13 protein-coding genes, 1 tRNA gene and 1 pseudogene are annotated in these 14819 nt (G+C 31.0%); 9 read left to right on the top strand and 6 right to left on the bottom strand.

From position 1 onward, the window contains the following. The first annotated feature begins 193 nt into the window (after positions 1-193). The 3 genes from EKN01_RS02210 to EKN01_RS02200 all read left to right on the top strand — a co-directional run bounded on the left by EKN01_RS02210 (position 194) and on the right by EKN01_RS02200 (position 1976). A tRNA-Glu gene (locus EKN01_RS02210) sits at positions 194-266 on the top strand. 77 nt (positions 267-343) lie between these two features. After that, entirely contained in the window at positions 344-1375 is a 1032-nt protein-coding gene (locus tag EKN01_RS02205; RefSeq protein ID WP_129044796.1) for a hypothetical protein, read from the top strand. Between the two features lie 37 nt (positions 1376-1412). Beyond that, positions 1413-1976, top strand: a complete 564-nt coding sequence (locus EKN01_RS02200; RefSeq protein WP_129044795.1) for a TMEM175 family protein — start codon at positions 1413-1415, stop codon at positions 1974-1976. Positions 1977-2118: 142 nt separating this feature from the next. Here EKN01_RS02200 and EKN01_RS02195 read toward each other — a convergent pair whose 3' ends face one another. Beyond that, on the bottom strand, positions 2119-3006 hold the full coding sequence (locus tag EKN01_RS02195; protein ID WP_129044794.1) for a LysR family transcriptional regulator: 888 nt from the start codon (positions 3004-3006) through the stop codon (positions 2119-2121). Positions 3007-3124: 118 nt separating this feature from the next. On the opposite strand from EKN01_RS02195, the gene EKN01_RS02190 reads away from it, so the two are divergent. Continuing rightward, positions 3125-4072 (top strand): DMT family transporter, encoded by a 948-nt coding sequence (locus tag EKN01_RS02190; protein ID WP_129044793.1) that lies wholly within the window; start codon positions 3125-3127, stop codon positions 4070-4072. Further along, positions 4065-5076, top strand: a pseudogene (gap, locus tag EKN01_RS02185) (type I glyceraldehyde-3-phosphate dehydrogenase). The gene EKN01_RS02190 and the pseudogene gap overlap by 8 nt, the downstream one beginning before the upstream one ends. 191 nt (positions 5077-5267) lie before the next feature. Here gap and EKN01_RS02180 read toward each other — a convergent pair. After that, positions 5268-6053, bottom strand: a complete 786-nt coding sequence (locus EKN01_RS02180) for a hypothetical protein (protein ID WP_129044792.1) — start codon at positions 6051-6053, stop codon at positions 5268-5270. A gap of 123 nt (positions 6054-6176) precedes the next feature. Beyond that, positions 6177-6503 (bottom strand): DUF2628 domain-containing protein, encoded by a 327-nt coding sequence (locus EKN01_RS02175; RefSeq protein WP_129044791.1) that lies wholly within the window; start codon positions 6501-6503, stop codon positions 6177-6179. Positions 6504-6805: 302 nt separating this feature from the next. Between EKN01_RS02175 and EKN01_RS02170 the strand changes: the two genes are divergently transcribed. The 3 genes from EKN01_RS02170 to EKN01_RS02160 all read left to right on the top strand — a co-directional run bounded on the left by EKN01_RS02170 (position 6806) and on the right by EKN01_RS02160 (position 9586). Further along, a complete protein-coding gene (locus EKN01_RS02170; protein WP_129044790.1) occupies positions 6806-8284 on the top strand; it encodes a phytoene desaturase family protein in 1479 nt (492 codons plus the stop codon). Continuing rightward, positions 8274-9125, top strand: a complete 852-nt coding sequence (locus EKN01_RS02165; protein WP_129044789.1) for a phytoene/squalene synthase family protein — start codon at positions 8274-8276, stop codon at positions 9123-9125. The genes EKN01_RS02170 and EKN01_RS02165 overlap by 11 nt, the downstream gene beginning before the upstream one ends. A gap of 92 nt (positions 9126-9217) precedes the next feature. Then, positions 9218-9586, top strand: a complete 369-nt coding sequence (locus EKN01_RS02160; protein ID WP_129044788.1) for a VOC family protein — start codon at positions 9218-9220, stop codon at positions 9584-9586. A gap of 32 nt (positions 9587-9618) precedes the next feature. Here the strand turns inward: EKN01_RS02160 and EKN01_RS02155 are convergent, their stop codons facing one another. From EKN01_RS02155 to EKN01_RS02145, 3 genes are all read right to left on the bottom strand, one after another. Beyond that, complete coding sequence (locus EKN01_RS02155) at positions 9619-11520, bottom strand: hypothetical protein (protein ID WP_129044787.1); 1902 nt, start codon at positions 11518-11520, stop codon at positions 9619-9621. Between the two features lie 93 nt (positions 11521-11613). Then, complete coding sequence (locus EKN01_RS02150) at positions 11614-13086, bottom strand: alpha/beta hydrolase (RefSeq protein WP_129044786.1); 1473 nt, start codon at positions 13084-13086, stop codon at positions 11614-11616. Between the two features lie 188 nt (positions 13087-13274). Next, complete coding sequence (locus EKN01_RS02145) at positions 13275-13628, bottom strand: hypothetical protein (RefSeq protein ID WP_129044785.1); 354 nt, start codon at positions 13626-13628, stop codon at positions 13275-13277. A gap of 187 nt (positions 13629-13815) precedes the next feature. On the opposite strand from EKN01_RS02145, the gene EKN01_RS02140 reads away from it, so the two are divergent. After that, positions 13816-14802: a 3-hydroxyacyl-CoA dehydrogenase gene (locus tag EKN01_RS02140; RefSeq protein ID WP_129044784.1), complete on the top strand. Its 987-nt coding sequence runs from the start codon at positions 13816-13818 to the stop codon at positions 14800-14802. Positions 14803-14819: the final 17 nt, after the last annotated feature.

Raw genomic sequence — 14819 nt, 5'->3', positions numbered from 1 at the left:
ACTATCTTACTGATTGCTACCTATCATGTTACAAACTGGGTTATCTTTTGGTACTTGGGAATGGCAGGTTTGATTGGTACTTTTGGATTTTTAATTTGGTTGATTTTTTATTTGTTTTTTTGGTTATTTAATAAAAATAAATAATTTAGATTGACAATACATACATATATCTTTAAAGTATATATTGTCTTTTTGCCCGTTGGTCAAATGGTTTAAGACGCTACCCTCTCAAGGTAGAGTTACGGGTTCGATTCCCGTACGGGTGATAAATAGTACTACTTAATCGTATAATCTAAATGAGCACTATCCAAGTGGATAGTGTTCTTTTATTGGAGAAAATAATTTGAACAATAGAGAACTTGCAATCTTAATTCTTGCTTCCCTCTTCCTTACAATTGCAATCTTTAATAAAGATATAAAAGAATCTATCGCTGAAATAATTAAATCTATATCAGAAGTTATTAAAGAACCTGCGTTTAATTTGTTATTTACTTACCAAATTTTTTGCTTAACAATTTTAACGTCAATTATTTTAAAATTCCATATAGATTTATGGATAATTAAGGATTACATAATAATGATTATTTTCTCTATAAGTCCTCTAATTATTTATGTAAATAAAGAAAATGGTATGGGAAAATTTAAAAAAGAAATTTTAAAATCTTTTACTGTTTCTGGATTGCTAATTTTTATAACAAATCAATATACCTTTTCATTGTTAACTGAAATCATAATAAATTTTTCTTTATTAATATTAATAAGTGAAATAGCAAAAAATATTAACAAAAAAACAAAAACATTCATTGATATTATCATAAGCATTCTAGGAATAGTTATAATAGTTCATTCATTGCAAAGTTTTGTTACTGATTTAAGTAATAATATGAGTATTCTTATTTTCATAAACTACTTTTCTGTAATAATTTTCTGGATAATTAATATTCCACTAATACTATCTTGGAAATACATAAGTCAGTTAGACACTTTAGAAAATTTTCTTATTTATCGTAAAACATCTTATACTCTTTACAAAAATTTCAATATATTAATTTTTAGTAAAGTAAAGTATTCATATTTGAAAATCAACGAATATATTATAAGTAATATTCAACAAGGAGGTCTAATTAAAAAATGCTATTTAATATCAATTAAACAAAATTATAGTATCGAAGATATTGATAACATCATTAAAATATTTAAAACATGTAGTGGTAAGAAAGATCTATATGGAAAATTTGAAGTAAGTATTTTTATCCCATTCGCAATAAAATTTATCGATGAAAAAGGTAATAATATAAAGAGTTGGATAGCACCAGATATAAAACCAGAATATTTAAAAATGGTTAAAAACTTCGAAAGTTTTGACATAATATAAACTATTATAAAAGTTAAACATTATAAAGGAGCAATCTATGTTTGAACGAACTGAGCGTTTTGAAGCATTCACTGATGCTGTAGTCGCAATTATTTTGACAATTTTGGTATTGGAAATTCATCTTCCTGACAATGACCACTCTGTGCATGCATTAATGGAAATGGCTATCCCATTCTTCTCGTATATTATAACTTTTATATTCATAGCTACTATGTGGGTAAATCATCACTTACTATTTAATAGTGTTGATAGAATTGACTATAGAATTATTTGTTCAAACATTGTTTTGCTATTTTTCACATCCCTACTACCTGCAACAACTGCATGGATGGGATCGGATATTAATTCTGTGCTGTCATCTTCACTTTATGTAATCAATGTAATATTGTTCAACTTATCTAGTATCAATTTGAAAAAATCTGTTATGAGAATTAATGATATTCCAAAAATGGGACAGTCTTTACAGAAAGAATGGATTTCATTAGCTATCAATTGCTTCACTTTGATAGTTACATTATTTATTCCTTTCTTCCCACTTATCGGACTTCTTTCTTCAATATTCTTTTGGTTTATACCCGTAAGGTCATCCAAAGCGAACTAATACAAAAAGCCCCTACTCAAAATTTGAGCAAGGGCTTTTTCTAGTTAATAGGGTTGGTTATTATGCTATACAGTCTCTCGACTGTAAAGATATTATATTAGGTATCGAAAGTAAATTCTAAATATATGCCTGATATACAACATCATAAATATTTATATATGCAATCTGAAATTTCCTGGTTCCTAGAAATCAAAGAAACACTTCGGAGAAATGGTATATCCAATTGTTTTAGTGCCAAGTTATCAATATCTCGAGTCACCTTGTTAACTGCTAGTGATTTGGGTAACACAGTTACGTACTCTGAACTGGCAACTAATGAAACTGTAGATTCACTATAATCTATCTCGAATATGTTGGGGTATGACAACCCTAGTTCATCGTATATTTGTACAATCCTTTGATGAATCGGACAATACTTTGGATACATAATCAAATCAAGTTTGGGCAGATTTTCTGCTGTTGCTAAAGCTGATGAAGAAAGAACTTCATCGGCTTTTTTGTTATGTCTAGAATAAACAACAAAGTATGGTTCTGAATAAAGTTCTTTTTCTACATAGTCTACTTTCAAATTTCTTGTGAAACTGGAGTCTATAAAAATAGCATCCAGATTAGAATCATTGAATGGATCTATCAAATCGAAAATCTTATTTGAAATAACTACATTTTTTAATTTTGTCATAGTATCTATAAAAAATTGCGGATACAGATATGAAGATATGCTGTCCAATACTCCAACACTTAAATCTTCTAAAGTAAGCTCAGTTGAATTTACAGAATCTTTTAAATTCTGAAAATTATTTAGAAAGTTTTTAGACTCCAGATATAGCTTTTTACCTTCGTTAGTTAGTTCCATCCCTTGTGGGGTTCTTTTGAATAAACTAACACCCACATAATTTTCTAACTGTTTAATTTTTTTACTAATAGCTGGTTGCTTGAGTGACAGGCTCTCACTGCTTTTATTAATGCTTTTTAGTTCAGCTACTCGAGTGAAAACATAAAACAAATCAATATTTACCGAGTTAAATTCCATAAGTATTCCCCTGTCATTTAGAGACCCATATAACCATTAGTTATAAGCCACATTATAAAGAGTTAATTCCCAAAAGTACAATCCACTGATAAATTCTAATTTGAAAGGAGATTTACTAATGTCAAAAAGATACTTATCAGGATTATTACTGTGTTTAATATCAGTCTTATCCTGGGGAGGCATGTTTCCAGTTATGGCTCCTGCACTGAAAATAATGGATCCATTCTACTTCACACTATTTAGATATGGTTCTGTAGCGATTATATTTGCAATATTACTTTGGATAATTGAAGGAAAAAAATCTTTCAATACGCAAGGACACAGACTAAAAATTTGGATATTAGGAACTTCAGCGTTTGCAGGATTTAGTTTCTTAGTATTCCTTGGTCAAAAAATAGCTGGACCTTCTGGCGCTATTATTGCTTCAGTTATGATGGCAATCCAACCACTATTAGGAGTTTTAGTTGGGTGGGTTTACAAAGGAACAAAGCCTACTAAAGTTTCATTGATTTCTATGATTGTTGCTGCTATTGGTGTATTTATGGTAGTAACAAAAGGTGATATTTCAATTTTATATTCTGGAAAGAACACCCTATTTGCACTAGTTTTAATCTTATTAGGTGCTTTATGTTGGGTAATTTATACAACTGGTGGTACTGATTTCCCAGATTGGTCAATTTTAAGATATTCAACTCTAACATCAATTTATGGTGTTGGTTCAGTAATTGTTATCCTCATATTTGCAACAGCATTTGGTTTATTATCATTCCCAACTGTTAATCAAATTATTGGAGTAAGAGGTGCTTTAATTTACATGATTACATTTGCCGGCGTAATTGCGGTATTTGCTTGGAACATGGGTAATAGGATAGTCAAACCTATCAACGGTATCCTATTCATGAATTTAGTACCAATAACGTCATTTGTAATATCAATTATAAATGGTTATCACGTTTCACGTTTTGAATTACTAGGTGTTGCTATCACTATAGCCGCGCTTGTTTTAAACAATTTATATAACAGATACATATTAAATAATAAAAAAGAGGTACAGGTAAATGACTAATATTGGAATAAATGGTTTTGGCAGAATTGGAAGATTAGCTTTAAGACGTATTCTTAGTGATAATAAATCAACAGTTTCTGTTGTAGCAATTAATGATTTGACAAGTCCTGAGGCATTGGCACAGTTATTTAAGTATGATTCAATTCATGGTGTTTTTGATGGGACCGTTAACTATACAGATCACTCAATTATTGTTAATGATAGCGAAATAGAAATTTATGCAGAAAAGGATGCATCTAATATACCTTGGGTTAAAAATAATAATGTAGAATTAGTTCTTGAGTGTACTGGATTGTATACATCTGAAGAAAAAGCCTCAGCGCATTTAAAAGCTGGCGTTCAAAGAGTTCTAATTTCTGCTCCAGCAGGTAAAATTAAAACTATTGTTTATGACGTCAACGATGATACTATAAACAGTTCCGATAAAATTATCTCGGCAGGATCATGTACAACTAACAGTCTGGCACCACTAGCATTCTGCTTAAAATAAAGCATTTGGTATTAAAGTTGGTACTATGACTACTGTTCATGCTTATACAGCAACACAAAAACTACAAGACGGACCAGATAGAGGCGGAAACAAACGTGCTGCACGTGCAGCAGCAGAAAACACTATTCCCCATTCTACCGGAGCAGCTAAAGCTATTGGATTAGTTATTCCAGAATTAAATGGTAAGTTAAAAGGTCATGCTCAAAGAGTAGCCGTCGCTGATGGTTCAATCACCGAATTAACTACAATTTTGGATACCAAAGTAACTGAAGAGCAAGTTAATGAAGTACTAACTAATTACACAAAAAATAATCCTTCATTTGGATTTAATGATGATGAAATTGTTTCTTCGGATGTTATCGGTACAACTTTTGGTGGTATCTTCGACCCTACGCAAACAGAAGTTGTTACAACTGATGACTACCAATTAATTAAGACAGTTTCTTGGTATGACAATGAATATGGATTTGTATGTCAAATGGTACGAGTGTTAAATAAACTAGCCAAAATTTAAAATACTAAAAAAGTTCACTATCATAAATAGTGAACTTTTTATTATTCTAAAACCAAATTGTAGTTATAAATTCAATCACCCCAACAATTACTCCCATAGTTAATGCCCCCAAATAATTCCAAATTAAAGCTTAACCCAATAATAACATCTTTAAAGAAACAAAAACACTACTCAAAAGTAGTGTTTTTGTTTTAGAAATCTAAGAAATGGAAACATTTCTTCTCGTTATCTTTTTCAATACTTTCCGATACCATACCTGGATCAGCAATTTGACTGATGTTAGCTAAATATGGCATACCCCAACTGCTTAGATTCTGACCATTAATTGGTTGAGCATAAACTAGATTTTCACCAGTTGTCTGATTGAACAATTCTCCAGCAAACCATGCACAATTATTAATAGGTGTGTATGAACCATTAGTTGCAGTACCACTAAGGTTCATCATTTTACCAACACTGTAACTTTCGCTGTTTAACTTAGGAATATATGTTCCTTCCATTAAATTTCTAGTATCATCATAAGATTTAACATTTACAGCAAGTTCTTGATGAAATTTTCTTTCTGATGTATCGTAAGGACCATTTTTTATATAACCATTTCCATGGTAAGCATAGCTAGTATAATCGCCAGCTTTGGAACTATTAAATACGATAATCCAAACATGACCGATATTACCTGAGTTAAAGTATGTATTCAGTGAAGCAATTGCTGCTTTAGATCTTGCAGCACTGTCATCTTCTGGATATTCGTTGACGACATTATTAACACTAGTAATAATACTGTCCAAATCTGTTCTCTTTTCATATCTGTTTGTTCTAATTACTACTTGTGGATATTTCACAGCAGCGACACCAGTAGGCTCATATTTATCAGTAAGAATATCTGTGGAAGCCTGAACTACTGTGCTAGTTTTATACCCCCCAATTACTAAAATATTTAATAGTATTATTCCTAATAATACTAACTTCTTCTTCATATCTTTTCTCCCCATATACTATTATTTTGATACACATAGCATGTAATACTATTTCAAAAACACGCTAATTATAATCTCGATAATTTACAAATAAAAGTATATTGATTGATACGTTATAAAAAATTAATTTTTAATTTGGATTAGATTTTTTCTTTCTAATACCTTTTTAGAGTTATCACCTGCTGGTTCGTACCCCTTTTGCAACAAATCTTTTACATAAAGTCCGTTGTACAAAAATGCGAATACTACTGCGGTTATAATTCCACCAACCCCAGCAACTCCTAATGTTAAAATATTCGCCACGAAATAAATTCCAAATATTATTCCTGCCCACTTCCAATCTTTTCTAAAAATTGCCGGGAAAAACGCAAAAAATAAAGTAGTCCACGAAAATCCTAAATTTACATCTATCATATCTCCAGTTTCATTATTTACTAATCTCACATCCATAATAAAAATTCTCCAATTTAAATTTACCTTTGACGTCAAAAAGGCTTAACCAATTGATTAAGCCTTACTTTAATGGATTCATTTCAATTTGTAAACACTTTTATAAACCGGAAATTAATTTCTTATTATTAAAGTAATTAATCTTTAATGAAAATTAATTTCAATTTTAACACACTTGTCAAATATATTCGATACATATTTATAAACTGTATTAATTTTTATTTTGTTATTCCTATAATTATATATTTCGCCAATTATGTCATATAATTAAATTAACTAAGAAATAGGTGGAATATTTAAACATGAAAAAAATTACTATAATAGGATCTGGTGTTGGAGGATTATCTGCTGGTATCAGATTGCAAAAGTTAGGATACGACGTTGATATATACGAAAAAGAATCTACAGTCGGAGGCAAGATGAACCAAATAGTCGATTCCGGCTATAAATTTGATGTTGGTCCAACAATCGTAATGATGCCTGATATCTACAACGAAGTATTCGAATTTGCTGGAAAAAATCCTGAAGATTATATTCATATGAGACGCATCGAACCAATGATGGATTTAAAATTTAAAAACGATGACGACTTAGAACTTACTTCTGACCTTGTCAAACTAACTAAGTCCATGGGCGACGAAAATGCTTCAGGTTATTATAAATTCTTGAGCGATATATATGATAAATACATTATTGCCAATGAGAATTTTTTAAACAAATCTTACAGAAAACCACACGATTTTTTTAATATGAAATCTCTAGTAGCAGGTTTTAAATTACACACTCTCGGTGACGCATACACTGCTATTTCAAAATTTGTTGAGGATGACAGAATCGCCAAATCAATTGCCTTCCAAACTCTTTATATTGGCATTTCTCCATATGAAGGTCCATCTCTTTACAATATAATTCCAATGATTCAATCACTTTATGGAGTATGGTACATAGATGGTGGTATGTACTCAATGGCTACAGCTATGGCTAAATTGTTTGAAGAACTAGGTGGAAAGATACATCTTAATAGCGACGTATCTAAAATTATGGTTGAGAACAAGAAGGCTACTGGAATAATTATTGATGATAAAGAATTTCCTTCTGACTATGTTTTGGCCAATGCCGACTTTCCTTATGCTATGAAGAATTTAATCGATGAAACAAATAGAAAGAAGTATACAAATAAGAAAATTGATAGTATGAAATACTCTTGTTCAGCATTCATGATATATCTAGGAACAGATAAAAAGTATTCAAACAGAAATCTTCATACTATAAGATTTGCGGATGATTTCAAAAAGAATGTTGATGATTTATTCGCTAACAACATCTTCCCTGAAGATCCCTCATCTTACATATACATCCCTAGTAGAATTGATGAATCGATGGCACCTGAAGATGGTGAATCAATCTATATCCTCACTCCAGTGCCAGAACTTTCAAGTGGAAAAATGTCTTGGAGTTCAGATGAAGTTGCCAAATATAGAAATAAGATTCTAACAATGATGGAAGACGAGGATATTCTTCCTGATATCAGGGATCACATTCGTGTTGAACATATCTATACACCTAAAGACTTTGAAGAAAAATTCAACGCATACAACGGTGCTACATTTGGATTAAGACCTACCCTACTACAAAGCAACTATTTCAGACCTCATAACAAATCTGATGAAATAGAAAACCTATACTTTGCCGGCAGCAGTGTTCACCCAGGTGCAGGTGTTCCAATAGTACTTAACAGTGCAAAATTAACAGTTGAGGAAATATTACGAGATGACAAATAATTCTGAAAATTTATTTTTGAAATACAAAGATGATTTTGAATATTGTAAGAATGTAATAAAAAATAACTCCACGAGTTTTTACAACGCTTTTAAGTCCTTACCGCTAGAAGATGCCTACAGTGTTTTTGCAGTATATACATTTTGTAGAAAAATTGATGATCTAGCAGATAAAAATGATGACATAACTACTCTCGAATACTTTGTTACTGAATTTGATGAATTTTTAAATGGAAATATTGAGGATTCACCAATGTGGCGGGCTCTGTATGTTGTATTTCAAAACTATGATATGAATATTCAAGCATTTAGAGATATGATACATGGTCAAATTTCCGATTTTCAAACAATCGAGATAAAGACTCAAAATCGATTAGAGGATTACTGTTACTATGTTGCAGGAACTGTTGGTCTCATGCTATCACCTATTATCTCTGATGACCCCGATGCATTTAATCCATATGCTATTTATTTGGGTAAAGCTATGCAATTAACAAATGTACTGAGAGATGTTGGTGAAGATGACAAGAATAACAGAGTATACCTCCCTGTAGAAGTAATGCATTCATATAACTACTCTTTAGATGATTTACATAACAAATTATTGAATGATAATTTTATTAATCTTTGGGAATATGAAGCTAAAATTGCAGAAAAATATTATAAAGAATTTGAAGACGGAGCAAAATATTTAAAACCAATTGCAAAAAAATCTACAATTCGATCAATGATGTTCTATAAAGAGATTTTAAATGTAATAAGAAAGAACAATTATGATTGTTTCAATAAAAGAAACTATATAAGCAAATCACAAAAAGTTTATCTATTTTTAAAAACACTATAAATATTGATAACACTAGTTAATGCTCCATAACTTTGATTTATTTGTTAAAATTATTTTTAGATTATAAATAGAAAGTTGGAGGATATTAAATAATGAATGATCTAGTCGAAGTAATGTTGTACGTTAAAAATGTAGATGCTGAAGCAAAATTTTGGCAAAATATCGGCTTCTCACTGATAGAAGCTGGTAAAATAGGAAATTACTCATTTGCTAAAGTATCCCCTACTGATAACAGTAGTTTAAGTTTGTGCATTTATGATATTAAATTTATAAAAGAAAATTCTCCTGAAGTGGCTGACAATGTCCCATCTATAATGTTCCACTCAGATGATATTGATAGTTTAAGAAGTAAGATGATCAAACTTGATATCACTGTTGGTGATTTACAACAAATGGGTGATAACAAAGTATTTAACTTCAAAGACCCTAATGATTTATACTTTGCTGTTTCTAACAAATAAAAAAAGGACTCTCAAATGAGAGCCCTTTTTGTTTACTTAACACTATCAACAATAGTCCAAGTTAGTGATGCTTCATAATCACCTTTTGGTGTATTAAGATTATATAGATATAAGTTCAGTCCTGTTTTATCGCTCCAATATATGGAATTAATAGCTTCACCAAGTTTTGTACTTAATATCAATAAACTTCCCTTACTCAAACTATCAAAATTACCATTTGAATAGTAGTATCTAAGATCAGCGTTCATTTTATTTCCAGTAGAATTAGTCAATGGTTTATCTTCAGAAAGATAAATTTGCTTTGGCTTCTTCTCTCTTCTCTTATCTTCAACTTCTAAGGCAATTCTGTTACTGTTACTCAACTGTGCAGATACTGGTTGATTAATGTTCTTATAACCAATACTCCCGTAATCAATATCACTGGAATTAGCAGTTATATTATTTGTAGTGTAATTAATATTCAAAATATTACTACGATACTCACCGTCTAATTCATCATCATTATTATCTACACCCTTAAATGAAACAAATGACTGATAGTTATCTAATTGAATACTTCCAACGTATCCCGATAATTCAAATGAATGAGTTTTTGTAGTTTTAAAGCTTAAATCAAATATATTCAAGTACTTAGTTGATGGATCACTATCATTCGTTACTAAATAATTTGAAGTAGATGATCCATCAATTTTTACATCAGCCACATTAAGATCAGAGGGTATTTTAAATGTTAAAAGACCTGATGCAAGTTTTGAATTCACATTATCGTCTTTAATATTACCCTTAATAACGATATTGTCATTCTTGGCTACCGAATTTATTGTAGTATTGTCATTATTTGGAGCTGTATAGGTCTTATCTTCTATTGTACTATCCAGTGTAATTCTTGGTTCTGTATCAAAATTAACATTCAACTTTGCCTGATTGGTCGTAATAGTAGTTGATTGACCATCTTGAGATATTTTGATAACTGCATAGTATTTTGTTCCGTCATCCTTATACGTTGTTTTTGGAGTTGTATACGTTCTACTATTTAAAGTACTAACAACAGTATCATTTCCATTCACAACTTTATGCCAAGCAATAGAATCAGGTGTCGCAGAGAAATTTCCTTTTATAGCAAAAGTAGCTGTATTGCCTTCATCTACGGTTTGATCTTCTAGTCCTCCACCAATTTCAACAGTGGTACTATCAGATACCGTTGAACCATCATTATTAGTAATAGTACCTGTTACTGTAACAACACCAGATTTACTTTGATTGTTTGCTGTTAGTAAACCTGTCTTGTTATTTATAGTAGCAAGACTTGTATCGTTAACTGCCCATGTAACTTCCCCTGTGGCATTTGTTGGAAATGGAGTTGCATGAACATAAGTTGAGACACTATCTTTTTGGTTATTGTATAGATATCTTTCATCAGCGTTAACTTTTAATGATTTAGCATTGACAGGATCCGGTAGGGTTGTAACAGTTGCAACTTTTGAATATGCAGTTGGATCAAAAAGTCCTGGAAAAAGAGAATACCATCTAACTTTCTGTTGGTAATGAGTCTCACCCACTTGAGTAGGTGCCACAGTTATATCTTGATCGCCCTTTTTCATATCAGTCCAGGTTGAACCGTTATTACTAGAAGTATACCAAGTGTAATGTTGACTTGCTAGAGGATGAAGAATAGCATCCCAAATGGATAATGAGGCAGAAGTCATCAATGTCTTAGGATGACCAACATATGTATACTGACTTTGAGGCTGTAGACTATATCCGGTAGTTAACCATATGAACAGGAAAATAGTAGGATCAGAAGTTGGTTTTTCATGTGGTGTCACTGTAGTATCTGCAGCAAGCACTTGATTTGAATTACTATGAGCAGGGAATATAATAAACAATCCCAAAATTAATAACGAAAATACTGAGATAAATATTTTTTTATGCAATTTATCCCCTCCAATCTACATAAAAATACTATCATAACGAGTAATTTAATAATATTTTTTTGCTCCCGAAATATTATACAGGTTTTAAAATAATTATGCTACGCTTAATTCATTACTTTGTGACAAGTTATTAACTTTATTGATTTGGTCTAAAAATCCTTGAATATTCTTTTGATAGTCCCCAACTGCGTTATTGGCCGAGGCATGACCTCCAACACTACCTGTCAATACCCATAGACTCTTCAAACTGGCTTTACTCGCATCAAACATAGCAACTGTTTGTGTGTCGGGTATAAATCCATCATCCTCTGTTGTAATGAAATATGATGGGATTGTTGTTTTTGCAGCAGCAGCTAGTCCTGATACATCATCTAAACTGAATCCTTGTAAGAATTGGTTAATTTTATCAACATTCTTAACTATTTTTTCATATGGTAGGAAAGGTAAACTACTAAAATTAATTGGTATAAGTAATTTTCCAGTTACTCCATTCAATGAATTAAGTGTTTTTCCATAGAGTGAATTACCCAATGAAGGTAGAGTTGAATACCCTGCATCAGCGATAACTGCTTTTACATTTTTTGCTAAATCAGGTTCAGATGCAGCTTCCAATGCTGTATTTGCTCCTAGTGATTGACCATAGAAAACAATTTCGCCATCTTCACCATTCATTTCATTAACTTTACTTACTAAAGTTTTCCAATCATTTTTATCTTGATAACCAAATGATAGTAGATTTCCATCACTACTAAATTGACCTCTTTGACTTGGCATTAATACGTTATAACCCATGTCGTACCAAACCTTTGAAACAACACCTATCCAGTCTGGTCTTTCAGTCCAACCTTGACCTATTATTACTGTTTTTTTAGATGCATTATTAGCAACATATGTTGCACGAATATTTTTGCTGCTATCGTTGTAAAATGGCACTTCCATAGTTTCTTTTACTGCCTGATTGTCCCACCAATCTTGAGCATTTGTGTAAAACTCTTGACTAGCTTCTGGATTATATTTTTGATCTAAAACATTCCATGTGTTTTCAACATCATATCTATTTGGATTTATAAAAGTTCTAACATCAGAAAGAACTTGTGTACCGTGTTTACCAAACAAGAATGGATAACTTATTGCAGCCACAGTCCCTGTTGTAACGTCGGTAATCCTATCATTGATAAAACCATTTATCTTACCAATAATAGTCTTATGTGTTGTGCTTCCCTTTTGATTAATATCACTTATGGAAATAGTATCATTTTCACTAGAACTAATATTATTTTCGTTGTTGATATTACTTACTTCTGAATTGTCATTACTTGTTATATCTGAGCTGGTATTCTCATTTAAGTTTTGGCTTTCAGAATCATTATCAGAATTCAAAATATTTTTTTCTGAATTAAGTACATATAGAGAATTTTCATCAGATAAATCTTGCTCGCTCACAACATCCGATGTTTGATAATTAGATGTATCTGAATCTACATCTGCTGAAACGACCGTTGTTGTGACAGGCGCAATTAAAATTGACGCTAAAATCAAAGACGGTACAAATTTTCTCTTTTTCATAATTTTCCCCTTAATTTATAATATAAAAATATATCATATTATCGATCGCTATTTTGCATATTTTTAAAATTGTAAATAGATTGAAATAATAAAGTAACTTTATTTAACATACCTACATCTAAAATTTTAAATAAAAAAACACGCTGGGATTTTTATCCTAGCGTGTTTTTATTTATATATATTATTTATTAACTTCTTTTTACAATATGTCCATCAGGATATACATAGTAATCTGCACCATCATATGATCCTGCCTTTGGATCTGCCTTAACGTAAGACTTGTGTTGTCCTCTGACTAGATAAACTTTTTTATTCTTGTCATCTAATGTTGAACCATCTTTTTTATCAGCATCAGAAACCACTGACCAGTTAACGATGGGGTCTTTATCATTATCTCCTTTTCCAATTGCTTTTTTAACAATTGAAATGGCTTGATCAGAATTCCCAACGCTGTTTTTGTTCTTATAATTGTTGTAAACAAAAAGTCCAGCAATAATAACAACAATAATAACTATAACTGAAACAATAGTAGTCTTTTTCAAATTAATCTCCTCTAAAACATATTTGGAGCTTAATTATCACATATTTAACAATTTAAAAGCAATCATAAATAAGATTTTTATTTTAATATTCAATAATAATAATTAGATATTTTAAATATTGAATGTTATCGCTTACATAATTTAAAAATTAGAACTACTGTTAAAGAAAAAGATAAGGAGAATTATTATGACTATAAAAAATGTTACTGTTGCTGGTAGTGGTGTCTTAGGTTCTCAAATTGCATTTCAATCTGCTTTTAAGGGTTTTAATGTAACTATCTACGATATAAATGATGAAACACTGGAAAAAGCAAAACAAACTATACAAAATTTATCTGATATTTATACTGAAGAAATTAGTGAACAACAGAAAACAATGGATAAAGTATTGCATGGTGGCGTTTATAATCCTAACTTTTTACCTGATATAAAAATCGCTACTTTTAATGAACTAAACGACGATTTAAAATCTATAAAGCATGCCAAAGATAGCATCAGCTTTTCATCAGACTTAAAATCTGCAGTTAGTGATGCAGATTTACTGATAGAGGCAATACCCGAAAAGGTTGAAATAAAAAATGACTTCTATGAAAAATTAGGAAAAGTTGCTCCATCAAAAACAATTTTTGCTACCAATTCTTCAACTCTATTGCCTAGTATGTTTGCTGACATTACAGGTAGACCTGAAAAATTCATTGCTCTTCACTTTGCAAACCAAATATGGAAAAACAATACAGCTGAAATAATGGGTCACAGCAAAACTGATAAGGGAGTTTATGAGGAAGTAGTTCAATTTGCTAAAGACATTGGTATGATAACTATCGAGCTCAAAAAAGAACAACCTGCTTATGTACTAAACTCTATGTTAGTTCCATTTTTAAGTGCAGGACAAGCACTATATGCTAAAGGTGTGGCCGATTTTGAAACTATAGATAAGACTTGGATGTTAGCAACTAAAGCTCCGATGGGTCCATTTGCAATCTTGGATATTGTAGGATTGAAGACCGCTTATGACATTGTCTCTAATCACGCAAAAGATGATCCTTCATTCCAACCATTAGCTGACATGATAAAAAATGAATATATTGATAAGGGAAAAATGGGTATTGCAACAGGAGAAGGATTTTACAAATATCCTAATCCTGCTTACACTGATCCTAATTTTCTTAGTTAAAAAAAGCTTCCTTCATA

This window comes from Companilactobacillus metriopterae (genome assembly GCF_004117915.1).
Lineage (GTDB): Bacteria > Bacillota > Bacilli > Lactobacillales > Lactobacillaceae > Companilactobacillus > Companilactobacillus metriopterae.
Note: the sequence above shows the minus strand (reverse complement) of the source record. Positions and strands in the feature narration are given on the sequence as shown.

Bases quoted from the DNA above. Each gene is read 5' to 3' on its own strand.
- EKN01_RS02200 (WP_129044795.1), top strand. From the start codon at position 1,413: ATGTTTGAACGAACTGAGCGTTTTGAAGCATTCACTGATGCTGTAGTC.
- EKN01_RS02195 (WP_129044794.1), bottom strand. From the start codon at position 3,006: ATGGAATTTAACTCGGTAAATATTGATTTGTTTTATGTTTTCACTCGA.
- EKN01_RS02190 (WP_129044793.1), top strand. From the start codon at position 3,125: ATGTCAAAAAGATACTTATCAGGATTATTACTGTGTTTAATATCAGTC.
- EKN01_RS02180 (WP_129044792.1), bottom strand. From the start codon at position 6,053: ATGAAGAAGAAGTTAGTATTATTAGGAATAATACTATTAAATATTTTA.
- EKN01_RS02175 (WP_129044791.1), bottom strand. From the start codon at position 6,503: ATGGATGTGAGATTAGTAAATAATGAAACTGGAGATATGATAGATGTA.
- EKN01_RS02170 (WP_129044790.1), top strand. From the start codon at position 6,806: ATGAAAAAAATTACTATAATAGGATCTGGTGTTGGAGGATTATCTGCT.
- EKN01_RS02165 (WP_129044789.1), top strand. From the start codon at position 8,274: ATGACAAATAATTCTGAAAATTTATTTTTGAAATACAAAGATGATTTT.
- EKN01_RS02160 (WP_129044788.1), top strand. From the start codon at position 9,218: ATGAATGATCTAGTCGAAGTAATGTTGTACGTTAAAAATGTAGATGCT.
- EKN01_RS02150 (WP_129044786.1), bottom strand. From the start codon at position 13,086: ATGAAAAAGAGAAAATTTGTACCGTCTTTGATTTTAGCGTCAATTTTA.
- EKN01_RS02140 (WP_129044784.1), top strand. From the start codon at position 13,816: ATGACTATAAAAAATGTTACTGTTGCTGGTAGTGGTGTCTTAGGTTCT.